Below are 23846 nucleotides of genomic sequence, written 5' to 3'. Positions count from 1 at the left end.
TAATTGCGGAGCGGCATCAGGCACGCGGATGGTGCATGGCGTGTAGTGATTTGAGGCGTTCGCGTGCAACGTGCGTGTAGATCTGGGTGGTCGAAATGTCAGCATGACCGAGCAGCATCTGCACGACCCGCAAATCTGCGCCGTGGTTGATCAGGTGGGTGGCGAAGGCGTGACGCAAGGTGTGAGGTGAAAGCCTTTGTGCCGGAATGCCTGCAGTTTGTGCGTGCTGTTTGATGATGCGCCAGAACATCTGGCGTGTCATTCCTGCGCCGAGTCGAGTGACGAATACATGGTCGCTGTGGCGTCCCTTGAGAATGGCAGGGCGTGCTTCCCGCGTGTACCGTTCCAGCCAATCCAGGGCGGTCTCGCCGAGCGGCACGAGGCGCTCCTTGTCGCCTTTGCCGATGACTTTCACCAACCCCTCGCGCAATGCCACGGAAAAAGGTTTGAGCTCGACCAGTTCGGAGACCCGCAAGCCGGTGGCGTACAGCACTTCAAGCATGCAGCGGTCCCGCAGGCCTTGCGGTGTATCGAGGTCGGGGGCGTTGAGCAGACGTTCGACCTCGGCTTCCGTGAGTGATTTCGGGAAGCGGGTCGACGGCATTGGCGGGTCGATCAGTGCGCTCGGGTCGCGTTTGATCTGCCCGCATTCGACCAGATGCCGATAGAAGCGCCGCCAGGTCGACAGCAGCCGGCGTTGGCTGGCGGGGCGGGCGCGTTGGCTGAACTCGGCGAGGTAGGCGGCGAGATCCGCGTCCGTGGCCTCAAGCGGGCTGCGTTCACGTTGTGCCAGCCAGCGCGCGAAGTGCTCGAGATCGCTGCGATAGCCCGAGATCGTATTGCGCGCGAGGCCATGCTCCAGCCACAGGAAGTCGCCGAATGCGTCGAGCGTGGCGATGGTCTGCACGGACAGCGGCAGCGCGTCGCTCACGTCGTCAGTCGGGCTTCGTGGGCGAGCAGCCATTGCTTGACGCGAATAAGGTGGCCATCGGTGTTGCCGGCAAAGCCGCCCAGGCCCTGGCTGCTGACAACGCGATGGCAGGGCACGATCAGCGGATAGGGATTGGCGCCGCAAGCACCGCCGACTGCGCGTGCCGCGCTGTCGAGCTCACGCGCAAGCTCGCCGTAGCGGCGTGTTTGCCCGAGGGGAATGGCTGCGATGGCAGCCCATACGCGGCGCTGGAACGGGGTGCCTTGCGTCAGTAGGGGCAGGCCGGGCGGCTGGTCGGGCGCCATGATCCACGCGTGCAGCGCAGCCACGGCTTGAGCGGCAAGGGCGTTGGCCGCAGGGGTTTCGCGAGCTGCGGGCGGCAGGAAGACCAGTTCCTTGATGGTGTGTGCATCGCACAGCACACCCATCGGCCCGAAGGGCAGATGGGTGATGGCACTGTACTGATCAAGGCTGGGGGTGACCATGCAGCCCTCCGGCATGCAGGGGTGGGTCAGCGGCGGATTTCGCCATTGCCGAAGACGATCCACTTCTGGCTGGTGAGGCCTTCGAGGCCGACCGGGCCGCGGGCGTGGATCTTGTCGGTCGAGATGCCGATTTCCGCGCCCAGACCGTACTCGAAGCCGTCGGCAAAGCGTGTCGAGGCGTTGATCATCACAGAGGCCGAATCGACCTCGCGCAGGAAACGCATCGCGCGGGTGTAGTGCTCGCTGACGATGGCTTCGGTGTGGCCGGAGCTGTAGCTGTTGATGTGGGCGATGGCTTCATCGAGGCCACTCACGACCTTCACGGCGATGATCGGCGCGAGGTATTCCTCGCTCCAGTCGGACTCCTGCGCCGCTTTCAGCAGAGTGACGTCGATACCGGCCTGCGTCAGGATGGTCAGCGATTCGGCGCAGCAACGCATCTCGACGCGGTGCGTCGCCAGCATCCGTCCGATGTCGGGCAGAAAACGCTCGGCCACATCGCGTGCGACGAGCAGCGATTCGGCGGTGTTGCAGGTGCCGTAACGCTGGGTCTTGGCGTTTTCGACGATGGGCACGGCCTTGGCCGGATCCGCCGCGTCGTCCACATACACGTGGCAATTGCCGTCCAGATGCTTGATGACCGGTACGCGCGCGTCCTTCGAGATGCGCTCGATCAGCCCCTTGCCGCCGCGCGGCACGATGACGTCGACGAACTCGGGCATGGTGATGAGTTGGCCCACCGCTTCGCGGTCGGTGGTTTCGACCACCTGCACGGCCGTTTCCGGCAAGCCGGCGGCCGCGAGTCCCGTCCGCACGCAGGCGGCAATCGCCTGGTTGCAGTGCAGGGCTTCCTTGCCGCCGCGCAGGATGGCGGCGTTGCCGGATTTCAGGCACAGCGCGGCCGCGTCGGCCGTGACGTTGGGGCGCGCCTCATAAATGATGCCGACCACGCCCAGCGGCACACGCATCTTGCCGACCTCGATGCCGCTCGGGCGGCGGCGTACGTCGGTGATCTCGCCGACCGGATCGGGCAGCGCGGCGACCTGTTCGATGCCGGCAGCCATGGCCTCCACGCCCTTGGCTGTCAGCGTCAGACGGTCAACCATGGCGTCTTCGAGCCCCGCAGCGCGCGCCGCTTCGAGGTCGCGCGCATTGGCGGCCAGCAGGGTGTCGCGTTGGGTACGGATGGCCTCGGCCATGGCGGACAGCGCGGCGTTCTTGGTGCCGGTCGAGGCGGCCGCGACGATGCGTGAGGCGGCGCGGGCCTGGCGGCCGAGGTCTTGCATGTATTGGGCGGTGTTCATGATTCTGTTCGGGTGTTCAATTCGAAGACATTAGCAGATCGGCAGGTTGTTGACGCACTGCATCAACGACGCGCAAGTCGCAGCACCAGTTGCTGGAACTCGTCCCACACCTCGCCGTCGGCAATGCCTTTGATCATGCGGTCGATACGCGCTGCAGCCAGCAGCGCGGTGCGCAGGGTGGCCAGCCGCAGTCTGGGCAGGGCGCGCTGCAGGGAGCCGCGTCGACGGTCGTCGAAAACGCGTTCAGCCTTCATCGCCGCGTTCAGCGGTTGCCCGGCGTCCTGCGCAGCGCGCAGCGCGGCCAGAGTGCGGATTTCGGTGGTGATGGCCCACAGCACCAGTGGCGGCGCGGCGCCTTCAGCACGCAGGCCTTCGATCAGGCGCACGCAACGCGTGGGGTCGCCGTCGAGCATGGCCTCGCGCAGGGCGTCGAGGTCGTAGCGGGCGACCGACAGCACGGCGGCACGCACGTCTTCCAGCGTCAATTCGCCCGGTGGATGCAGCAGGCCGAGCTTGAGGATTTCCTGGTGAGCGGCCAGCAGATTGCCTTCGACGTGCTCGGCAATGAAGTCGAGCGCGTCGCGGCTGCCCCTCTGCTGCTGACGGTCGAGCCGCGCCGCGATCCAGGCTGGCAGGCGTTCGCGTTCCGGGGCGTTGAGTTCAAGCGCCACGCCCGAGGCCTCCAGGGCCTTGAACCAGGCCGTCTTGCGGGTGGCCCAGTCGAGTTCGGGCAGCGTGATCAGCGTCACTGTGCCGCCGTCGAGTCCGGCTACGTAGCGTTGCAGCGCGTCGCCCCCGTCGCGGCCGGGCTTGCCGGTGGGAATGCGCAGATCAATCAGCTTGCGGCCGCCGAACAGCGACAGGTTGCCGGCCGCCAGTGTGAGCTGGTCCCATTTGAAGCCGTGGCCGACGACCAGGGTCTCGCGCTCGTCGAAACCCTGTGAGCGGGCCGCGGCGCGGATTGCATCGGCGGCTTCGAGCACCAGCAGCGGCTCGTCGCCGTGCAGGATGTAGAGCGGGGCGAGCGGGCGTTCGAGGTGAGCGTGAAGCTGGTCCGGACGCAGGATCACGGACGGACGACGGCGAGTCGACGCACGAGCTGGTTGATGATGTCGCGTTCCATGTCTTCGAACAGCAGCGCCTCTTCCCGGTTGGCCGAAAGAATGAGGGAGTCGTCAAAGCTGTATTCGCGGCGGGCGCGGATGATGCTGGCCGGCAGCCGTTCGTTGCCGGCCTTGTCGAGCACGCGGAAGATCAGTGAGCGTTCGATCTCGTATTCGCGCACGGCGCCGTCGGCTCTCAGCGAGAGAATTTCACGGTTACGATCGTTGCGCAGGATGTCGAGTCGAACCTCGGCTTCAGCCGGGTTCTGCACCACCGTGGTCGTACCGCTGAACTCGATCTGGCGGCGCAATTCACCCCCCAGCACGTTGTAAAGCTCGCCGACATGGATGGTCTTGAACGGCAGCGGCTGCGGGCCGCGCAACTTGAAGCCGCAGGCCGACAGCGTGAGCGCCGACAGGCCGGCCAGGATCAGACTGCGACGGGTGTTCGTTGCGGGCATCGACTCTGTCCTCACACGACGATATTGACCAGACGGCCTTTGACCACCACGACCTTGCGCGGCGGTTTGCCATCCATGAATTTCTGCGCGGCCTCCGAAGCCAGCGCCATCTGCTCGATGCTGGCCTGATCGGTTTCTGCGGCAACCTTGATGCTGCCACGCAGTTTGCCATTGACCTGCACCATCAGCTCGATTTCGTCCTGACGCAGCGCATTTTCGTCCGTTTCCGGCCACGCGGCATCCTGCAGCTTGCCCTCGAAGCCGCATTCCGTCCACAACGCGTGCGCCAGGTGCGGCGTGATCGGCGCCAGCACGCGCAGCAGGATGGAGAAGCCTTCGGCCGCGATGGCCGCGTGCGCGGCAGCATCGTCTTGCGGCGCCTTCTCCAGTGCGTTGAGCATCTTCATCGTGGCCGAAGCCACGGTGTTGAACTGATGCTTGCCGAAGTCGAAGTTGGCCTGCTTGAGGTTCAGGTGGATCTCGCGACGCGTCTCGGCCAGTGCGCCGGAGGCCTCGACCGCCTTGCCCGGACGCTGTGCACGGTATTGCGTGGCGTAGGCATGACCGAAATTCCACACCCGGCGCAGGAAGCGGAAGGCGCCTTCAACGCCCGAATCCGACCATTCCAGCTGCTGGTCGGGTGGGGCGGCAAAGATGATGAAGAAGCGCGCCGTGTCGGCGCCATAGCGGTCGATCAGCGCCTGCGGGTCGACGCCGTTGTTCTTGGACTTCGACATCTTCTCGGTGCCGCCGACCACCACCGCTGCGCCATCCGGCGCGCGGGCGGCCGTTACGCGGCCCTTGTCGTCACGTTCCACCGCGACATCGGCCGGGTTGAACCACTGCTTGCGGCCGGCCGCGTCCTCGCGGTAATAGGTGTCGGCCACCACCATGCCCTGCGTGAGCAGGCGGGTGAAGGGCTCGGACACATTCACCAGCCCGCAGTCGCGCATCGCACGCGTGAAGAAGCGCGAATACAGCAGGTGCAGGATGGCGTGCTCGATGCCGCCGATGTACTGGTCGACCGGCGCCCAGTAGTTGGCGCGCTCGTCCACCATGGCGTTGGCGTCCGGGCAGGCGTAGCGCAGGAAGTACCAGGACGACTCGACGAAGGTGTCCATCGTGTCCGTCTCGCGCCGCGCGGGCTTGCCGCAGGACGGGCAGGTGCAGTCGTAGAACTCGGGCATCTTGGCCAGCGGCGAGCCGCGGCCGGTGATCTCGACGTTCTCCGGCAGCACCACCGGCAGGTCTTCGTCCGGCACCGGTACATCGCCGCAGGATTCGCAGCGGATCATCGGAATCGGGCAACCCCAGTAGCGCTGGCGCGAAATGCCCCAGTCGCGGAGGCGGTACTGCACGCGTTTGTTGCCGAGGTTCTTGGCTGCGAGGTCGGCGGCGATGGCATCTACCGCGCCCTGGAAATCCAGGCCGTCGTACTTGCCGGAATTAACGAGCGTGCCGTGTGCGGCGTAGGCGTCCTGCCACGGTGCGGCAACGTCCGCGTACTTGTCCGAGCCGACCACCATCTTCACCGGCAGGTCGTACTTGTGGGCGAAGGCAAAGTCGCGCTCGTCGTGCGCCGGTACGGCCATCACGGCGCCTTCGCCGTAGCCCATCAGCACGTAGTTGGCGACCCACACCGGCAGCAATTTGCTGGTCAGCGGATGGCGCACACGCAGCGTTGTGGCCATGCCCTTCTTCTCCATCGTGGCCATGTCGGCCTCGGAGACACCGCCCTTCTTGCATTCCTCGATGAAGGCGGCCAGCGCCGGATCATTCGCGGCAGCCTGTTCGGCCAGCGGGTGCTCGGCGGCCACGGCCACGTAGGTCGCACCCATCAGCGTGTCGGCGCGGGTGGTGAAGACCTTGAGCGCGCCGGCCTTGCCGATGCTGGCTTCGTCGTACGGGAAGGAAATCTCCACGCCCTCGGAGCGGCCGATCCAGTTCTTCTGCATCGTGCGCACCTGCTCGGGCCATTCCGTCAGGTCGTCGAGCCCGTCCAGCAGTTCATCGGCGTAGGCCGTGATCTTCATGTAGTACATCGGGATCTCGCGCTTTTCCACCAGCGCACCCGAGCGCCAGCCGCGCCCGTCGATGACCTGCTCGTTGGCCAGCACGGTGTCGTCCACGGGGTCCCAGTTCACGGTGCCGAGGCGCTTGTAGATCAGGCCCTTGTCGTACAGGCGCTTGAACAGCCATTGCTCCCAGCGGTAGTACTCGGGCGTGCAGGTGGCGATCTCGCGCGACCAGTCGATGGCAAAGCCCAGGCGCTTGAGCTGCGCCTTCATGTACTCGATGTTGGCGTAGGTCCACTTGGCCGGCGGCACGTTGTTCTGGATGGCCGCGTTCTCGGCCGGCATGCCGAAGGCGTCCCAGCCCATCGGCTGCAGCACGTTGAAGCCCTTCATGCGGTGTTGCCGCGCCAGCACGTCGCCGATGGTGTAGTTGCGCACATGGCCCATGTGCAGCTTTCCCGACGGGTACGGGAACATGCTCAGGCAGTAGTACTTGGGCTTGTTCGCGTCTTCGACGACGCGGAACGCATCGCTGGCCTCCCAATCGGTCTGGGCGGCGGTTTCGATCTCGGCGGGCGTGTATTTTTCCTGCATGGAATGCGTGGCCTGATGGGCTGAATCAAGCGGCGGATTATAGCGTGAAGGAGGGGGCTTCCGGCGTCAGCCGGGCGCCTCTTGGCGGTTCTTCCACCGCTTGGCGTTGTGTTGGCCTCGACCGGCCGGGAGTTCGCCCCGGCGGGCGACTTCCTTTCTTGCTGCGCGGCAAGAAAGGAAGCAAAGAAACGCGCCCCGCCGTCTCGGCCCTTCGGGCTTCCCTCGCTCCGGGTGGTTTCACCGGCCGGTCCTGAACTCGCTTCGCTCGGACAGCAGGACCGGACTACCCCGGCGAAACCACCCTCCGCTCGGCGAGCCAGAGGGGAGGCCAAATCGGAGCCTGTGCGGTGCTGGCAGGCACAAGGGTCAAATCGTAGGGCGGAGTGGCGCAGCGCAATCCGTCGAATGTTTGGTACATAAGGCGGGTGCCATTCTGTTATTTCGCCCTACGGTTGCTGATCGGCTGACGAGAATCGGCTACCCCAAGTCTTTCATTGCGTAATACATGCCCGTCGAAAAAAGGCGTTTGAGGTTCCTTTCATCCACCCACGGGAATCTTGCCGTGTATTCCTTCCTCCATTGCCGTTGATCCACGCTCTTCCGCCCCTTTTTGTCGGCCATTGAATAGACGAGGTCGTGACCGGCATTCATGGCGTTCCTCGCGACTGAGTCCAGACGATCTGCCTCGACGTCTGACATGTGCGGATACGCCCACTTCAGTCTTTCGTGTGTGGACTTCACCCAATTCGGACCCCACTCCTGAGATAGGTTCAGGGCGTAGTTGAGGAGTACAGCCTCGGTCGAATCGGCCGAGGGGGCTCTGCGCGCAAACAGCAAGTGCAGAAGGCGATCAATCATTCCGTTCCCCGGCAGGGGGTTGCGCAAGACTTCGCGTCAATAGTTCGCGTAGGGCGCAATAAGTGAAGCGAATTGCGCCGAATGACGGCCCAAAGTGTATGTCACAGTGCCAACCGTAGCCACCCAAGTCCCCCTCTGGCTCGCCGAGTGCAGGGTGGTTTCGCCGGGGAAGTCCGGTCCTGCTGTCTGAGCGAAGCGAGTTCAGGACCGGCCGGTGAAACCGCCCGGAGCGAGGGAAGCCCGAAGGGCCGAGACGGCGGGGCGCGTTTCTTTGCCTACTTTCTTGTCGCGGGACAAGAAAGTAGGTCGCCCGCCGGGGCGAAATCCCGGCCGGTCGAGGCCAATACAGCCGCAAGCGGTCGGGCGTGCAGCAAGCCAGAGATTGCTTTGCAGCGCTCGCAATAACAGGCGTTTTGGCGCGCACCCCGGCGCGGTGCAGGACGGGCGCTCCAGGCGCCGGAGGGGCGGCGCTGCGCAGGTACAATGCACCCAACCATAGGTGCCCTGCATGTCCGACCTCCTCGCCAATCTCAATAACGAACAACTCCAGGCAGTTACGTTGCCGCCGCAACACGCGTTGATCCTCGCCGGCGCCGGCTCGGGCAAGACACGCGTGCTGACCACGCGCATTGCGTGGCTGCTGCAGACCGGGCAGCTCGAACAGCAGGGCGTGCTGGCAGTGACCTTTACCAACAAGGCGGCGCGCGAGATGCTGGCGCGGCTGGGCGGGATGCTGCCGATCAATACGCGCGGCATGTGGATCGGCACCTTTCACGGGCTGGCCAACCGGCTGCTACGCGCGCACTGGCGGGATGCCAACCTGCCGCAGCTGTTCCAGATTCTCGATTCGGCGGATCAGCTGGCGGCGATCAAGCGCATGTTGAAAGTGCTCAACGTCGACGACGAGAAGTTTCCGCCGCGCGAGCTGCAGCACTTCATCAATGGCCAGAAGGAAGCCGGTCTGCGTCCGCAGGCGGTCGAGGCGTGGGATGACTACACGCGTCGGCGCGTGGCGCTGTATCAGGAGTACGAGGCGCAGTGCCAGCGCGAGGGCGTGGTGGATTTCGCTGAACTGCTGCTGCGCAGCTATGAGCTGCTGGAGCGCAACGAGCCGCTGCGCAAGCACTATCAGCGGCGTTTCCGTCACATCCTGGTGGACGAGTTCCAGGACACCAATAGCCTGCAGTACCGCTGGCTCAAGCAGTTTGCGGACGAGGGGCGTGAAGGTGGTGGGGCGATGTTCTGTGTGGGAGACGACGACCAGTCGATCTACCGCTTTCGCGGTGCGGACGTCGGCAACATGCGTGATTTCGAGCGCGAGTTCCGCGTCGCCAACGTGATCCGGCTGGAGCAGAACTACCGCTCGCACGGCAACATCCTGGATGCCGCCAACGCCATCATCCGCAACAACGCCAACCGGCTGGGCAAGAACCTGTGGACCGAGCAGGGCGAGGGCGAGCCGATTCGCGTGTACGAAGGTTTTGCCGATCTGGACGAGGCGCGCTGGCTGGTCGAAGAGATCCAGCAACTGGTGCGCGAGGGCATGAGCCGCTCCGACATCGCGCTGCTGTACCGCTCGAATGCGCAGTCGCGTGTGCTCGAACACCAGCTGTTTTCCAGCGGCATCGCCTACCGCGTGTATGGCGGCCTGCGCTTTTTCGAGCGCCAGGAGATCAAGCACGCGCTGGCCTACCTGCGCCTGATCGCCAACCCGGACGACGACACCTCGTTCTCGCGCGTGGTGAACTTCCCGACGCGCGGCATCGGCGCGCGTTCGCTGGAGGGGCTGACCGATGCGGCGCGCACCTACAACGGCAGCCTCTACGCCACCGTGCCGCATCTGTCCGGCAAGCCCGGCACGGTGCTGGCCGGCTTCGTGCGCATGATCGAGGACATGCGCCGCGACACGGTCAAGTTGAGCCTGCCCGAGCTGGTGGATCACGTGCTCGACACCTCGGGGCTGCGCAACCATTACCGCAACGAGAAGGAAGGGCAGGACCGGCTCGAGAACCTCGACGAACTGGTCAGCGCCGCCACCAATTTCCTGGCCGAGTTCGGCGCGCCTGAAGAGCCGACTGATCATGCGCTGCTGGCAGACTTCCTATCCCATGCCTCGCTCGAAGCGGGCGACCATCAGGCCGAGGCCGGCGCCGACGCGATCCAGCTGATGACCGTGCATTCGGCCAAGGGGCTGGAGTTCGACGTGGTTTTTGTGACCGGGCTGGAGGAAGGGCTGTTTCCGCACGAGAACAGCATTCTCGAAGCCGACGGGCTCGAAGAAGAGCGGCGCCTGATGTATGTGGCCGTCACGCGGGCGCGGCAGCGCCTGTACCTGTCGTTTGCGCAGAGCCGCATGTTGCACGGGCAGTCGCGTTACAACCTGAAGTCGCGCTTCCTCGAGGAAATCCCCGAGACGCTGGTGAAATGGCTCACGCCCAAGCGGATTCCGCAGATGCCCGGGAACGCCTACTTCCGCCCGTCGTCCACACCTGTGCGGGCGCCTGTGCCGCCGCGTCGCAGTGATGAAGGCGGTCTGCGGGTGGGGCAGGTGGTCGAGCATGCAAAGTTCGGGCAAGGTGTCATCGTGGCGACCGAGGGCTCTGGCTCGGACGCTCGCGTGCAAGTCAATTTCGGCACTGCGGGTATGAAGTGGCTGCTGCTGTCGGTGGCGAAACTCGAGGTGTGCTGAGGCGTCGGCCTCGGTGTGCAGAAAGTCCGGCGGACAAGGGTAACCGTGATGACGGAACCGAAGAGGCGTTGGACCAGGGTTGCCGGCCAGAGCGTGCGTTGGCGCTTGACCGCGCTGGGCCTTCTGCTGGCTGTGGCATTCGTGTTGGTGGCAATTGTCGAGTCCTATCGCGAACGAATTGTCTTCGAGCGCGAGATGACCGAGTCCGCACAAAGCCTGCAGGTCGGGTTGCGCACCACGCTTGGGGTGACCGCCAACGAAATGGTGCATCTTGCAGCCCTGATCGGCTCCGAGCCTGTGCTGCGCGAGAAAATGCGGGAGGCCTACGTCGCCAGGGATGCGGAAGGTGGCGGGACGGGCGGGCCGCGCACTGCGGCCATCCGCGATACGCTGGCGGAGAATCTGCGAGAGCGTCGCTCAAGCGTGTGGTCGAACGAATTCTCGTCCCGGATGATTGCCTTTCATCTGCTGCCGGATGGGGACAACTTTCTGCGCACCGACGATCCCCGGCTGTTTGGCGATCCGGTGGGCAAGCTGCGCCCGATGGTTGCGACGGCACATGAGTTCGACATCCCGATTTCCGGTTTCGAGGTAGGGCGTACCTATGCCGGCGTGCGTGGCGTGTATCCGCTGCGTGTCGAGAATCTGAGGCCCGGTGAGCTGGTGACCATCGGCAGTGTCGAGGTCGGCGTGTCGATGCGCGATCTTCTTTCAGGCGCCGGCGCGCGCTTTGGCGCCGAATACGTGATGGCGCTCGACCGTCGCATGGTCGAGGACGTCATGAGCCCCGACGATATTCGCGCGCTGCTGAACTGGAGCGAATCCTGCGGCTGCTATGTGGACGTGTTCGGCTCCGAAGCTGCCGTGCCTTTGCTCGGCGCATTGGGCAATCTGGCCTCGGTCCGGCCCGAGGCCTATCGTCTGGTGTCGGTCGACGGACGCTGGTTCGGTGTCGCCCGGGTGCTGCTGTCGGGGCTGGGCGAGGCGCTGAGCACGAGTGAGATGCGGTCTTTCGAGAGCAGCGTGTTCGTGTTCTTCGACCGCACGGATCTGGTGGCGAAATATCGCAGCCAGCGCATGCGTTTGGCCGTCGGGCTGGTCTTCGCCTATGGCATCTCACTGTTGATCGCCTGGCGGGTGCTCCGGCGGGTTGCGGCGACGGAAGAGGCGCTCGCGGCCGAGCAGCGTTTCCGCAGCGCCTTGTTCTCGCTGTCGCCCGATTCGGTATTGGTGACCGATGCGCAAGGCACCATCGTCGAGGTCAATCCGCGTTTCTGTGAGGTCACGGGTTATCAGCCCGAGGAGGTGGTCGGGCGCAACGCGCGCATGCTGCAGTCGGGCAACACGCCGGACGAGGTGTATCGCGGCATGTGGGGGGCGTTGACCGCCGGCGAGGAGTGGCGCGGCGACCTGCAGAACCGCCGCAAGGACGGTTCGTTCTACTGGGAGGCGCATGCAGTCGTGCCGGTGACCGGCCGTGACGGCAAAATCACGCACTTCGTGTCCTTTCAGCGCGACATCAGCGAGCGTCACGACATGGAACGTGCGCTGACGGCCAGCGAACGTCTGTACCGCAGCATTCACGACAACGTGCAGGAGGCCATTTTCCTCGTGCGGGTCGAGGGAGATGACTTCATCTATGTCGGCAACAATCCGCGTCATGAGCAAACGACCGGCCTGACTGCCGAGCGCCTGCGCGGGGCGCGTCCGCAGGATATCCTGCCGCCCGAATTGGTAGAGCCCGTATCCGCCAACTATCGGCGCTGCGTGGCCGAGCGACAGACCATCCGCTACGAAGAGGAGCTGACGCTACCCGCCGGGACCCGCTACTGGGCCACTTCGCTCGCGCCGGTGTTTGGCGACGACGGGCGGGTCGAGATGATCGTCGGTCTGTCCGTCGACGTCACCGAGCAGAAACGCGCCGAGGCCGATCTGCGCCGGCTGGCCACCACCGATGCGCTGACCGGCCTCGCCAACCGCCGTCATTTCCTCGAGCGTGCTGAGCAGGAGCTGGGTCGCGTGCGGCGCTATGACACGCCGTCGGCCTTCATCATGCTCGACATCGATCACTTCAAGAACATCAACGACACTTGGGGACATGCCACCGGGGATGCGGTGCTGCGTCGCATGGCGCTGGTGCTGGGGGAGGCGGTGCGTGAGACCGATCTGGTCGGGCGGCTTGGTGGCGAGGAATTCGGTGTGCTGTTGCCTGAAACCGATCTTCAGGCCGCGCTCAATCTGGCCGAGCGTTTGCGCATTGCCGTGACCGAAGCCGCCATCCCGATAGACGCCGAAACCCTGCGCTTCTCGGCGAGTTTCGGTGTGACCCTGTTGCATGCCGATGACGAGAATGTCGACATGCCGATGGCGCGTGCTGATGCGGCGCTGTACGCCTCCAAGTTCGCCGGGCGTAACCGGGTCAAGTGGCGGGTGCGCTGATGCCGGTCGCGAGCGCTGTATAGAGCGCCTCGAATTCCCCGGTGAGCTTGTGCCGGGCGTCCAGATGGATCATCGGGCGCGATTGTTCGTGTGATTCGCGAATCTTCACCGAAGCCGACAGATACGGCGCCAGCAAGGGCAGGCCCTCGCCCAGCAGTTCGGCCACGAGTTTGCGGGGCAGGGCCGCACGGGCCTGGAACTGGTTGACCACAATGCCTTCGACGCGCAGAGCAGGGTTGTGGTCGGCGTGGATCTCGCGCACGTTGCCGAGCAGGGCATACAAGGCGCGGCGCGAGAACTCGTCGCAATCGAACGGAATCAGGCAGCCATCGGCTGCGATCAGCGCCGAGCGTGTGTAGAAATTCAGCGCTGGCGGCGTGTCGATCCAGATCTCGTCAAACTGTTCCGTCAATTCTTCGAGTGCTTCGCGCAGCTTGTAGATCTTGTAGCGCGACTCGAGCTTGCCGTGCAGGTCTTCCAGCGTCGGATGCGAGGGCATGACCGACAGCCGGGGAAAGGGCGTCGGCAGCACAAAGGCTGAGGTCGGGCGCGCTTCGAGCTGAAAACTCAGGGTCTGCTCGAAGAAGTCCGCAACCGAGCCTTCCGGGCGCGAGTTTCCGCCGCCCAGCAGGTAATGCGTGGAATTGCCTTGGGAGTCCAGGTCGATCAGCAGTGTCTTCTTGCCGCGATGCGCTCCGATGGCCGCGAGATTGCAGGCGATGGTGGATTTTCCAACCCCACCTTTCTGGTTGAAGATGACTCTGCGCATGGCCGGCCTCGTGCAAATGAATATTGCACTGCAGCATATCAGCAAGCGCGATCACGTGCAGCCCGCTTGCGGACATTCCGCATTGGCACGGCCGAACAGGCGTTCTAGCGTTGCCGGCATTCATCTGCAGCCACCGATCAGGAGAGCCCCATGTCGTATGCCATCCGCTTCCATCAAACCGGCGGTCCCGAAGTCCTGCGCTGGGACGAAGTCGAAGTTTCCGCCCCTGCTGCGGGTGAGCTTCGTCTGCGTCAGCACGCCGTAGGCCTGAACTACATCGATACCTATCACCGCGGCGGCCTGTACCCGGTGCCGAGCCTGCCCTCGGGTATCGGGCTGGAGGGCGCCGGCGTAGTCGAAGCCGTGGGCGAAGGCGTGACCGGATTCAGCGTTGGCGATCGCGTGGCTTACGCCCATGGCCCGCTCGGCGCCTACGCCGAGCTGCGCAACCTGCCGGCCGATCGCGCCGTGAAACTGCCCGATGCGCTGAGCTTCGAGCAGGGCGCGGCAATGATGCTGCAGGGGCTGACTGCACAGTATTTGTTGCGGCGCACCCATCGTGTCCAGGCGGGAGAAACCATCCTGGTGCATGCCGCCGCCGGCGGCGTAGGTTCCATCCTCGTGCAGTGGGGCAAGGCGCTGGGCGCCACCGTGATCGGTACGGTCGGTTCGGACGAGAAGGCCGAGCGCGTGAAGGCCCTGGGTTGCGATCACGTCATCGTCTATTCGCGCGAGGATTTCGTTGCCCGCGTGAAGGAGATCACCGGCGGGCGTGGTGTGCGCGTGGCCTATGACTCGGTCGGCAAGGACACCTTCCTGCGCACGCTCGACTGCATGCAGCGCCTTGGGCTGGTCGCGCTGTTCGGCAACGCATCGGGCGCGGTGGCTCCCTTCGACCCGCTTCTGCTGGCGCAGAAGGGTGGCCTGTTCCTGACGCGTCCGATTCTTGCGCAATACATCGCCACGCGTGCGGAGCTCGACGAGATGGCGGCGGATCTGTTCGATGCCGTGCTGACCGGCAAAGTGCGCATCGACGTCAACCAGCGCTTCGCGCTGCGTGATGCGGCTGAGGCGCATCGGGCGCTGGAGGGGCGGCGTACGACGGGGGCGAGTGTGTTGCTGCCGTGATTGTGGTTGTTTGGCGGGAGTCGGTGCGTTGGGCCTCGACCGGCCGGGATTTCGCCCCGGCGGGCGACTTCCTTTCTTGTTGCACGACAAGAAAGGAAGCAAAGAAACGTGCCCCGCCGTCTCGGCCCTTCGGGCTTCCCTCGCTCCGGGTGATTTTCCCGGCCGGCTCTGAACTCGCTTCGCTCAAACAGCAGAGCCGGACTTCCCCGGAAAAATCACCCTGCGCTCGGCGAGTCAGAGGGGAGGTCGTCTAAGCCTGATTGGGCTTGCGAGATTCGGCGACCGAGGTTGCGGATCTCCTCTTCCTCCAGCATGTCTTCGTAAGCCGAGATGGCGCGCTCCATTACCAAGGTTGGAATTCTTATGTTCTTGGGTTTTATGACGAAGACAACACATTCCTCTGTTTTCAGAGGGATGCAATGAAGGTTATTTTGCCCGCCGCAGTACTGGCTGAATTCTCGAAATGCTTGCTGACATGATGGTGAACGGCTGTACATGGCTTGGAATTCATTCTTACGCCCAAGCGTTTCGAAGTAGAAAATTCCGGGTTCAATCTCTTTGCATTTAACAGGAATGGTGAACATGCGTGTGCTCCGATGGAAGGAGGGCACAGGCTAAGCGCGGGCAACTTTACTGACGAGCCCTACAGGGGTAGATGGGCCAAGCGTCCGGCGGATTACGCCGCGCTAGTCCGCCCTACGGGAATGGCACGGCCATTCTGGAGAGCATCCCCCCTTCTGAGCCGCTGAGCGGAGAGTGCTCACGGCGGGGCTTTCCGGCCTTGCTGTTTGAGCGAAGCGAGTTCGCAAGGCCGGCCGCCGGGAGTGCTCGCAGCGAAGGAACCCCGAAGGGGCGGTGAGGAGGGTGCATTTCTTTGCCTACTTTCTTGTTGCACGACAAGAAAGTAGGTCGCCCGCCGGGGCGAAATCACGGCCGGTCGAGGGCTGAGTCACCGACTCGCCCTGAATGCGGCGGTAGCTGCGCAGCTAGCCTCAACTCCGGTACAGCAACTCCACCGCATCTGCCGGCAACCATTCGCGCAGGTTCTCCAGCAGGGCATCCTCGGGCCGGATACGCCAGGACTCACCGAAAGGCAGGTCGACCTCGGCTACGGCGTTGCGATAACGCAGGCGTACCGGGCAGGCGCCGTCGCGGAAGGGGCCGAGCAGGGATTGCAGGCGTTCGACGGCGGCGATGGCGCCGCCGACTTCACCGACTTCTCCGTTGAGCTTCAGCTGCAGTGCGGTGGCGAAGCGGCTGCGCGCCTCGCCGAGCGTCATCAGCTTGTCGGCAATGATGCGCAGTCCGCCTTCGCCGTTGAAGTCGTCACGGCTGACCTTGCCTTCGACGATGAGGATTTCGTCGGTAACGATCTTGCCGCGGCTGGCGTCGAGCACTTCGGAGTACACCGCCACTTCGCGAGGTGTGGTGCCGTCGTCGAGCTGGATGAAGGCCATCTTGCCGCGGTTGCCGACCTTGGTACGTACTTCCATGACCACGCCGACGAGGGTAACCAGCTCGCGCGACGGCTCCAGGTCGGCCAGCGTACGGCGGATGAAGCGACGCACTTCGGGCTTGAAGCAGTTGAACGGGTGGCCGGACAGGAAGAAGCCGATGGCGGTCTTTTCTTCCTTGAGGCGTTCGCGCTCGCTCCACGGGCGTACCGACACGAATTGCGGCGCCGCGCCTGCGGCCTCCGGCATCATGTCGAACAGCCCGCCCTGCATGGCATTCGCGGCCGCCTGGTCGGCGGCATCCATGGCCAGGCCCACTGTGGCGATGAGCTCAGACCGGTCGCGTCCGGCGTGGCCCGGCAGCGTATCCATGGCGCCTGCGCGGATCAGCGCCTCGACCACGCGCTTGTTCACCATGCGACGATCCACGCGCTCGCAGAAGTCGAACAGATCGCGGAACGGCCCGGCCGCTTCGCGCGCGGCGACGATGGAGCGCACGGCCGGTTCGCCGCAGCCTTTCACCGCGCCGAGGCCATAGCGGATGGTCTTGGAATCCGTTGGCACAAAGCGGTAGTCGGATTCGTTCACGTCCGGTGGCAGCACCTTCACGCCGTTGGCCACCGTGTCTTCGAAGAAGATGCGGATGGTGTCGGTGTTGTCCAGGTCCGCCGACATGGTCGCCGCCATGAAGGCCGCGCAGTGGTGAGCCTTGAGCCAGGCCGTGTGGTAGGTGACCACGGCATAGGCGGCGGTGTGCGACTTGTTGAAGCCGTACTCCGCGAACTTGGTCATCAGCTCGAAGAGCTGGACCGCCAGTTCCGGGTCGTAGCCCTTCTTGGCGGCGCCATCCGCGATGGTCTCGCGGTGCTTGGCCATCTCCTCGGCCTTCTTCTTGCCCATCGCGCGGCGCAGCATGTCGGCGCCGCCCAGCGTGTAGCCCCCGATGATCTGGGAGATCTGCATGACCTGTTCCTGGTACACGATGACGCCGTAGGTCGGCTCCAGGCAGGGCTTGAGATCGGGGTGGAAATAGTCGATGGCCTGTTGGCCCTTCTTGCGCAGGATGAAGTCATCCACCATGCCCGAGCCGAGCGGACCAGGGCGATACAGCGCCAGCACGGCGATGATGTCTTCGAAACGGTCAGGGCCGAGCTTCTTGAGAAGCTTCTTCATGCCGTCCGATTCCACCTGGAAAATCGCCGTGGTGTTGGCGTCTTTCAGGATCTTGTAGGCCGCCGGGTCGGTGAAGGGCAGTGCGTTGAGGTCGGGTTTCTCGCCGGTGAGGCGCTCGACGTACTTCACCGCCAGATCGATGATGGTGAGGTTGCGCAGGCCGAGGAAGTCGAACTTCACCAGGCCGACGGCTTCGACGTCATCCTTGTCGAACTGCGATACCGGCGTGGCGTCTTCGCCATCGGCGATGTACAGCGGGCAGAAGTCGGTGAGCTTGCCCGGTGCGATCAGCACGCCGCCGGCGTGCATGCCGACGTTGCGCGACAGGCCCTCGAGCGGCAGCGCGAGTTCCCACAGTTCCTTGACCGATTCGCCGTCGTTGCCGTCGGCCATCATCTCGCCGATCTGCGGCTCCATCTCGTAGGCGCGGTTGAGCGAGACCGGTTTGTTGGCCTCGACCGGGATCAGCTTGGACAGTCGGTCGCACAGGCCGTACGGCAGATCCAGTACGCGGCCGACGTCGCGCACCACGGCCTTCGAAGCCATGGTGCCGAAGGTAGCGATCTGGCTGACCGCCTCCTTGCCGTAGCGCTCGCGCACGTATTCGATGACGCGGTAGCGGTTGTCCTGGCAGAAGTCGATGTCGAAGTCGGGCATCGACACGCGTTCCGGGTTCAGGAAGCGCTCGAACAGCAGCGCGTACTCAAGCGGATCGAGATCCGTGATGCGCAAGCTGTAAGCCACCAGCGAGCCGGCACCCGAGCCACGCCCCGGGCCCACCGGTACGCCGTTTTCCTTGGCCCAGTTGATGAAGTCGGCAACGATCAGGAAGTAACCGGGGAAACCCATCTGGATGATGGTGTCGGTCTCGATCTGCAGCCGCGCCTCGTAGCGTGGGCGTTGTTGTTCGCGCTCGGCCTCAACGGGGTACAGCTCCTTGAGGCGCAGCTCAAGACCTGCCTTTGCCTCGGCGACCAGAAAATCGTCCAGCGTCATGCCCTCGGGCGTCGGGAACTGCGGCAGGTAGTTCTTGCCCAGTTCGACGCTCAGCGAGCAGCGGCGTGCGATCTCGACGGCGTTTTCCAGCGCCTCGGGCAGATCCGCAAACAGCGCGCACATCTCGTCCTGGCTCTTGAAGTACTGCTCGGGCGTGAAGTCGCGCGGCCGGCGCTTGTCGGCCAGCACGTAACCCTGCGCAATGCACACGCGCGCTTCATGCGCCATGTAGTCATCCGGCGCGATGAACTGGATCGGATGGGTGGCCACCACCGGCAGGTCGAGCCGGCCGGCCAGCAGCACGGCTTCGGCGATATAGGTTTCGGTGCCCGGATGCCCGGCGCGTTGGAGTTCGACGTAGAAGGCACCGGGGAAGCGCGCGGCCCACCATTTGGCGAGCACGTCGGCGGTGTCGCGGTTGCCGTTCATCAGCGCCTGGGCGATGTCGCCCGACATCGCGCCGGACAGGCACAGCAGGCCGCTCACCGGCTGTTCGTCGAACCACTCGCGGCGCAGCTCGGGGCGGCCGCGGTGCTTGTTCTCGAGATAGGCGCGGGTCAGCAGTTCGGAGAGCTGGCCGTAGCCGCTGCGGTCGCGGCAGATCAGCAGCACGCGCTGCGGCTTGTCGCGGTCGGCCTCGTTGGTGATCCAAACGTCGGAGCCAATGACCGGCTTGATGCCGGCCGAACGCGCGCCCTTGTAGAACTTGACCATGCCGAAGAGGTTGGCCAGATCGGAAATGCCCAGTGCGGGCATGCCGTCCTGCGCAGCCCGCTCAATGGCCTTGTCGGTCTGGACGATGCCGTCCTGGATCGAGTATTCGGAGTGAAGGCGGAGGTGTACGAAGCGGGGGGTGCGGGCGTCCATGGCGAAGGAGTTTACCCGATCCGTGAGCGCTCGACGGGGCCTGTCGTGCAAGTGCCCGCCGGCCGCTCAAGGCGTGGCTTTCAAGCGGTCGGCAGTACGCCGAAGCCGGCCTCCGGCGCTTCTGCCGACGAGATTTCGATGCGCGTCACTTGCGCCGCCGGCGGGCCTTCGTGGGCCCAGTCGATGAAGGCCTCGACCTTGTCTTCGGGGCCGTACACCACGGCTTCGACTTCGCCCGAGAAGCGGTTGCGAACCCAGCCGGACAGGCCCAGGCGCTGCGCCTCCTGCTCCGCGCTGGCACGGTAATACACGCCCTGCACCTTGCCGTGGATGAGCAGGTGGCGGGCGGCGGCTTGGCGGTGTCTGTCAGTCATGATGAGATTTCCTGGAACGTGCGGGCGCTGTGGGCCGACGTGCCGCAGGGCGGGGCGGCGGAGGCACTCGCGTCGGCGTACCCCGGAAGTGTAGTGCGGGCAATCAACAGCGGGTGGCCCTGCGGGCCATGTTTTCAGGTTGCGCTGCGCCAGAGTTCGACCGGAAAGGCCTGCAGCAGCGGGGCCGGGTCGTGTCGAAGGGGCGGTGCGCCGCCCATCTCCAGCCCTTCATCGATGGAGCGGGCAAACTCGAACTCGGCTTCGGTCCGGCCGCTGCCGAAGTAGTAGTCCTTGTACTTGAACAGGTCTTCGGTCTCCGACAGGCGGACGTAGCGGGCGGGCACGCCGAATGCCTCGGCCACGATCAGGCCGTGCAGCGAACTGGCCAGCACCTGCCGGGCGTTCAGGATGGCGTCGACGACGACGTTCCACCCCCACAGCGGCGATACGACCCTGGGTTGATGCTCGACCAGGCGGATGTCGTGCAGGTTCGGAACGAACACGTAGTCCTCGGCCGGCTGCGGGCGGAACCGGTCGGCGAACAGCTGCGGGAGCAGCAAGGCCGGGTCGCCGAACACCTCGGGTACGTGGATGCCGCGTTTGCGCAGGAACTCGGCGGTGAGCGGCCCGCGCACGGCATGGACGGCGAGCTGCCCCGGTTTGAAGTGTTCTTCGGCCACCTTGCCGTTCCAGCCGGAGCCCCAGACATGGTCGCCTTCCCCGGCGAAATGCAGCACGGAACCAACGGCCAGCAGTCGTGCCGGCTGCGGCACCTGATCGTCCAGGCTCAACTGGTGGCGGGCCAGCAGCTGGCGGCAGATGACTTCGGACAGGCGGTCGCCGAAGTTGATGCTTCCGTTTTCGGGCGACCAGTGAAACAGGTCCACATGGGCATAGGGCAGACGGGGCGCGACAACGCGGCGGCGTTTGAGTTGTTCAAGCAGTCGGGGCAACACGCTTCGGGTTCCTGTGTGGAGAGGGCCGCCTACCTTGGCCCCACGCCGGGCGAAAAGCCGTAACAAGCGGTGAGGGGCGGCCAGCGGCCCTACCTCCCACCGGTCAGTACGCGTGGCGGTCCGTCACAACCAGAATGGCGGTCTTGAGGATGATCCACAGGTCCAGGACGATCGACCAGTTGCGCAGGTATTCCAGGTCGTACTCGATGCGCTTCTCCATCTTGTCGATGGTTTCGGTTTCGCCCCGGTAGCCGTTGACCTGAGCCCAGCCGGTGATGCCGGGCTTGACCTTGTGCCGGACCATGTAGCCCTTGATGAGCTTGCGGTACATCTCGTTGTGGGCGACTGCGTGCGGACGCGGCCCGACGATACTCATGCGCCCCTGGATGACGTTGACGAACTGGGGCAGCTCGTCGAGTGAGGTGCGCCGGATGAACGCGCCGAACTTGGTGATGCGCTGGTCGCCACGGGTGGCCTGCTTGATCTCGGGGCCGTTGTCGGTGGTGGTCATCGAGCGGAATTTGTAGACCAGGATTTCCCGGCCATCGAGGCCATAGCGCTTCTGCTTGAACACGATCGGCCCGGGTGACGAGAGCTTCACCCCGAGCGCCAGGCCTGCCATCACCGGCGCCAGCAGGACGAGGATCACGCTCGACAGCACGATGTCCGACAGGCGTTTGAGCACGCCGTTGAGGCCCGTGAACGGGGATTCGCACACACCGACCACCGGCATGCCGCCCACGCCGCGCATCCGTCCCTGGATCAGGTCGGTTACAAAAATGTCCGGGACGAAATAGATCGACGCCGTGGTGTCCTTCAGATCGTCGAGCAGCGCGAGGATGCGCGGTTGGGTGGCCATCGGCAGCGCGACATAGATGGCGTCGACGTTCTTGGCCTTGACGTAACGCGCCAGATCCTTGAGCCGCCCGAGCACGGGCAGAGAGTCGGTCTTGCTCAGGCGTTCGCTGCCGCGATCGTCGAAATAGCCTGTTACGCGGGTGGTGAGATAAGGGTTGTCGTGGAACTGCGCGGCAAGTCGCAGGCCGATGTCGTTCGCACCCACCACCACGGCCGTGCGGCAGTGTGCGCCGGAGGAAATCACCCGCAACAGCGTGTAACGCGCCAATCCATGGCCGGCCACCAGTGCGAAGGGCGTGATCAGGCCCCAGGCGATCAGGACATCCGGCAGGAAGTAGGTGGTGTAGCCCGTGGCGTAGCCGAAAGCCGCCAGTGCCATCGCCAGCAACAGCCAGTTCGCGAAGACCTTGCGCAGCATGCGCGTGGCCGGCTCGTGAAAGCCGATGTTTCCCGGAAAGCTCAGGGCGAAAACCAAGAGCCCGAGGATCAGATACTGGGGTGCCAGCTGCCCGCTCACGACATACGCACAGGCAAACAGCACGGAGACCACCACCATCGGGTCGAGGAAAGCCTCGATCGCGCCGGTCAGCGTGAAGCCGGTGCGCAGCAGACGGGTCGGTTTCTCCAGGGCGAAAAGCATGGACGGTCTGGTTCCGTTGTATCGAGCGTGGGCCAAGCCCCGCAACCTTAGTAGCGGGGGCGTGCCGGGATGCGGAAAAACTAACTCACGGGGTCTTGCAGACGCCTCGCTTTGTGTAAGCAATCACTACTCGCAAGCGGCGGTATGAGGCCTTGCGAGCCCTCGCAGACATTTCATGTTGCAACGCAGCGCTTTGGTTCCGGTCGGCGTGTCTATGATGATTGGGGCCTGTACCTCCCATGACTTCGGGTTACACCAAGCGCGCATGAATTCATCGAACAACGCCTTCGGGCCCGGCTTAGGCCCGGCTTTCGCCGCCGGATTGCTGATCGCCGGGCAGGGATTCGTACAGCCGGCCTGGGCCGAAGGTTTCGAATCGCTCAGCGCCGAGATCGGATACAGCCACTACTACGACAGCAATCTCTATCGCGTCGGCGAGGGGCGAACCGGCCCCAACGGAAAGCGCCACGACAACGTCACGAGTACCTTTGCCGGTCTGGATTTCAACCAGACGTACAGCCGGCAACGCCTGAGCGCCAGCCTGGGCATGGCGCGCAATCGATACGATGTGAACCGCAATCTCAATCACAACGCCCATGACGCGCGCGCGGCATGGGACTGGGAACTCGGCAAGCGATGGAGCGGCCGCTTCAGCTATGACAGCATTGAACAGCTCGCCAGCTTCGACGACTTCGTCGATACCGAGCGAAGCATCAACACCTACCGGCGCAAGGCCGGCGAGATGCGTTTCAAGTGGCATCCGAGCTGGTCAGTCGGTGTGGGTGTGGACGACGCGACCAACCGTTTCACCGGCGATACCCGTCGCGGCGCCGAGTTCGACGCCCGCACGAAGATCTTCAGCCTGGGCTGGCATCCGGCCAGCGGCAACAAGCTGGGCGTGTCGCACCACGATACCGACGGCGTGTATATCAATCGCCCCGGCGTGCCGGGTTCCACGCGCGACTACCGGCAGCGCGAGCTGCGCCTGAACACCCGCTGGCAGATGACCGGAGCGCTGCGCATGAGCGGTTACGTCGGGCAAACCCGGCGTACCCATGATCTTGCGCCGAACCGGGATTTCAGCGGGGCAACGGGGCGGATCGAGTTTGACTGGGTCCCGACCGGAAAGCTCTCCGTCAACCTGACGCTGAGACGCGAGCTTGGCTCGGAAGATGATCTGGTGACGACTTTCGCGGTCACCCGGGCGGTCAAGATCAGCCCGTCCTGGAAGATCTCCGAGAAAGTCACGCTGGGGGCCGAATACCAGCGCTGGCGGCGGGATTTCCGCGGTGACTCCGGTCTGGATGTGGCCCCCGAAGACCTGCCGTCGCGCGACGACGTCACGCAGCGCTACGGGCTCAGTCTGCGTTACAAGCCCATCGACGCCCTCACGCTGACCGTGATGCTCCGCCATCAGGAGCGTGAAGCCAGCGTCGCATCCCGCGAGTACGAGTCCGATTCAGCCAGCGTCTCGCTGCGTTTCGCGTTCTGAGTCACTCCCGCGCAGTCGCGGGCTTCTCCGGCAACTTCCGCAAGACCTCCGCGTGGTGGCCCCCGCCACGCAGCCACCTTCACGCATTTCAGGCGTCGCCCCCGCGCGGAGGCAAGGGCCGCCTGCGGGCCAGACACTCTGTAAGCCGATGCGTCGATTTATAACAATTCAATTCAAATGTTGCGACGCACAAGTTTTGCCGCGAAATGATTTCCCTTTCAGCACGGCTTTATCCGGCTGAAATGGACTGTCGTCGAAAT

At 64.5% G+C, this 23846-nt stretch carries 16 protein-coding genes; 4 read left to right on the top strand and 12 right to left on the bottom strand.

Annotated elements, in window-relative coordinates:
• Positions 1-16: 16 nt before the first annotated feature.
• The 6 genes from xerD to leuS form a co-directional block, all read right to left on the bottom strand.
• Complete coding sequence (xerD, locus tag AC6H0R_RS01895; protein WP_497579641.1) at positions 17-931, bottom strand: site-specific tyrosine recombinase XerD; 915 nt, start codon at positions 929-931, stop codon at positions 17-19.
• Positions 928-1416 carry a methylated-DNA--[protein]-cysteine S-methyltransferase gene (locus AC6H0R_RS01890; RefSeq protein WP_497579640.1) on the bottom strand — a complete coding sequence of 163 codons (489 nt, stop codon included), beginning with the start codon at positions 1414-1416 and terminating at the stop codon, positions 928-930. The genes xerD and AC6H0R_RS01890 overlap by 4 nt, the downstream gene beginning before the upstream one ends.
• A gap of 26 nt (positions 1417-1442) precedes the next feature.
• Positions 1443-2720, bottom strand: a complete 1278-nt coding sequence (locus AC6H0R_RS01885) for a glutamate-5-semialdehyde dehydrogenase (RefSeq protein ID WP_497579639.1) — start codon at positions 2718-2720, stop codon at positions 1443-1445.
• Positions 2721-2782: 62 nt separating this feature from the next.
• Positions 2783-3790 (bottom strand): DNA polymerase III subunit delta, encoded by a 1008-nt coding sequence (gene holA / locus AC6H0R_RS01880; RefSeq protein ID WP_497579638.1) that lies wholly within the window; start codon positions 3788-3790, stop codon positions 2783-2785.
• Complete coding sequence (locus tag AC6H0R_RS01875) at positions 3787-4284, bottom strand: LPS-assembly lipoprotein LptE (RefSeq protein WP_497579637.1); 498 nt, start codon at positions 4282-4284, stop codon at positions 3787-3789. Before AC6H0R_RS01875 ends, holA begins: the two co-directional genes overlap by 4 nt.
• A gap of 11 nt (positions 4285-4295) precedes the next feature.
• Positions 4296-6893 (bottom strand): leucine--tRNA ligase, encoded by a 2598-nt coding sequence (leuS, locus tag AC6H0R_RS01870; RefSeq protein WP_497579636.1) that lies wholly within the window; start codon positions 6891-6893, stop codon positions 4296-4298.
• Positions 6894-8259: 1366 nt separating this feature from the next.
• Between leuS and AC6H0R_RS01865 the strand changes: the two genes are divergently transcribed.
• The gene (locus AC6H0R_RS01865) at positions 8260-10440 is read left to right on the top strand and encodes a UvrD-helicase domain-containing protein (RefSeq protein WP_497579635.1); all 2181 of its coding nucleotides are present in this window, start codon (positions 8260-8262) and stop codon (positions 10438-10440) included.
• A 93-nt stretch (positions 10441-10533) separates the two neighbouring features.
• Positions 10534-12879, top strand: coding sequence for a sensor domain-containing diguanylate cyclase (locus AC6H0R_RS01860; protein WP_497579634.1), 2346 nt, complete (start codon positions 10534-10536; stop codon positions 12877-12879).
• On the opposite strand, the gene AC6H0R_RS01855 is transcribed toward AC6H0R_RS01860, so the two are convergent.
• Positions 12860-13648 carry a ParA family protein gene (locus AC6H0R_RS01855; RefSeq protein WP_497579633.1) on the bottom strand — a complete coding sequence of 263 codons (789 nt, stop codon included), beginning with the start codon at positions 13646-13648 and terminating at the stop codon, positions 12860-12862. The two genes, AC6H0R_RS01860 and AC6H0R_RS01855, sit on opposite strands and share 20 nt — an antisense overlap.
• Positions 13649-13798: 150 nt before the next feature.
• Here AC6H0R_RS01855 and AC6H0R_RS01850 point away from each other — a divergent pair, with 150 nt between their 5' ends.
• The gene (locus tag AC6H0R_RS01850; RefSeq protein WP_497579632.1) at positions 13799-14776 is read left to right on the top strand and encodes a quinone oxidoreductase family protein; all 978 of its coding nucleotides are present in this window, start codon (positions 13799-13801) and stop codon (positions 14774-14776) included.
• Between the two features lie 215 nt (positions 14777-14991).
• On the opposite strand, the gene AC6H0R_RS01845 is transcribed toward AC6H0R_RS01850, so the two are convergent.
• The 5 genes from AC6H0R_RS01845 to AC6H0R_RS01825 form a co-directional block, all read right to left on the bottom strand.
• On the bottom strand, positions 14992-15360 hold the full coding sequence (locus AC6H0R_RS01845; RefSeq protein WP_497579631.1) for a hypothetical protein: 369 nt from the start codon (positions 15358-15360) through the stop codon (positions 14992-14994).
• Between the two features lie 408 nt (positions 15361-15768).
• Positions 15769-19266, bottom strand: coding sequence for a DNA polymerase III subunit alpha (dnaE, locus tag AC6H0R_RS01840; protein ID WP_497579630.1), 3498 nt, complete (start codon positions 19264-19266; stop codon positions 15769-15771).
• 80 nt (positions 19267-19346) lie between these two features.
• Positions 19347-19640, bottom strand: a complete 294-nt coding sequence (locus AC6H0R_RS01835) for an acylphosphatase (protein ID WP_497579629.1) — start codon at positions 19638-19640, stop codon at positions 19347-19349.
• Between the two features lie 134 nt (positions 19641-19774).
• Positions 19775-20596, bottom strand: a complete 822-nt coding sequence (locus tag AC6H0R_RS01830) for a polysaccharide pyruvyl transferase family protein (RefSeq protein ID WP_497579628.1) — start codon at positions 20594-20596, stop codon at positions 19775-19777.
• A gap of 103 nt (positions 20597-20699) precedes the next feature.
• Positions 20700-22094, bottom strand: a complete 1395-nt coding sequence (locus AC6H0R_RS01825) for an undecaprenyl-phosphate glucose phosphotransferase (RefSeq protein WP_497579627.1) — start codon at positions 22092-22094, stop codon at positions 20700-20702.
• A 265-nt stretch (positions 22095-22359) separates the two neighbouring features.
• On the opposite strand from AC6H0R_RS01825, the gene epsL reads away from it, so the two are divergent.
• Positions 22360-23586, top strand: coding sequence for an XrtB/PEP-CTERM-associated polysaccharide biosynthesis outer membrane protein EpsL (gene epsL / locus AC6H0R_RS01820; protein ID WP_497579626.1), 1227 nt, complete (start codon positions 22360-22362; stop codon positions 23584-23586).
• Positions 23587-23846: the final 260 nt, after the last annotated feature.

The sequence above is a fragment of the Pseudazoarcus sp. NS36 genome (assembly GCF_059703705.1).
Note: the sequence above shows the minus strand (reverse complement) of the source record. Positions and strands in the feature narration are given on the sequence as shown.

Bases quoted from the DNA above. Each gene is read 5' to 3' on its own strand.
- leuS (WP_497579636.1), bottom strand. From the start codon at position 6,893: ATGCAGGAAAAATACACGCCCGCCGAGATCGAAACCGCCGCCCAGACC.
- AC6H0R_RS01890 (WP_497579640.1), bottom strand. From the start codon at position 1,416: ATGGTCACCCCCAGCCTTGATCAGTACAGTGCCATCACCCATCTGCCC.
- dnaE (WP_497579630.1), bottom strand. From the start codon at position 19,266: ATGGACGCCCGCACCCCCCGCTTCGTACACCTCCGCCTTCACTCCGAA.
- AC6H0R_RS01835 (WP_497579629.1), bottom strand. From the start codon at position 19,640: ATGACTGACAGACACCGCCAAGCCGCCGCCCGCCACCTGCTCATCCAC.
- AC6H0R_RS01875 (WP_497579637.1), bottom strand. From the start codon at position 4,284: ATGCCCGCAACGAACACCCGTCGCAGTCTGATCCTGGCCGGCCTGTCG.
- AC6H0R_RS01855 (WP_497579633.1), bottom strand. From the start codon at position 13,648: ATGCGCAGAGTCATCTTCAACCAGAAAGGTGGGGTTGGAAAATCCACC.
- AC6H0R_RS01885 (WP_497579639.1), bottom strand. From the start codon at position 2,720: ATGAACACCGCCCAATACATGCAAGACCTCGGCCGCCAGGCCCGCGCC.
- AC6H0R_RS01845 (WP_497579631.1), bottom strand. From the start codon at position 15,360: ATGTTCACCATTCCTGTTAAATGCAAAGAGATTGAACCCGGAATTTTC.
- epsL (WP_497579626.1), top strand. From the start codon at position 22,360: ATGAATTCATCGAACAACGCCTTCGGGCCCGGCTTAGGCCCGGCTTTC.
- AC6H0R_RS01850 (WP_497579632.1), top strand. From the start codon at position 13,799: ATGTCGTATGCCATCCGCTTCCATCAAACCGGCGGTCCCGAAGTCCTG.
- AC6H0R_RS01865 (WP_497579635.1), top strand. From the start codon at position 8,260: ATGTCCGACCTCCTCGCCAATCTCAATAACGAACAACTCCAGGCAGTT.
- AC6H0R_RS01825 (WP_497579627.1), bottom strand. From the start codon at position 22,094: ATGCTTTTCGCCCTGGAGAAACCGACCCGTCTGCTGCGCACCGGCTTC.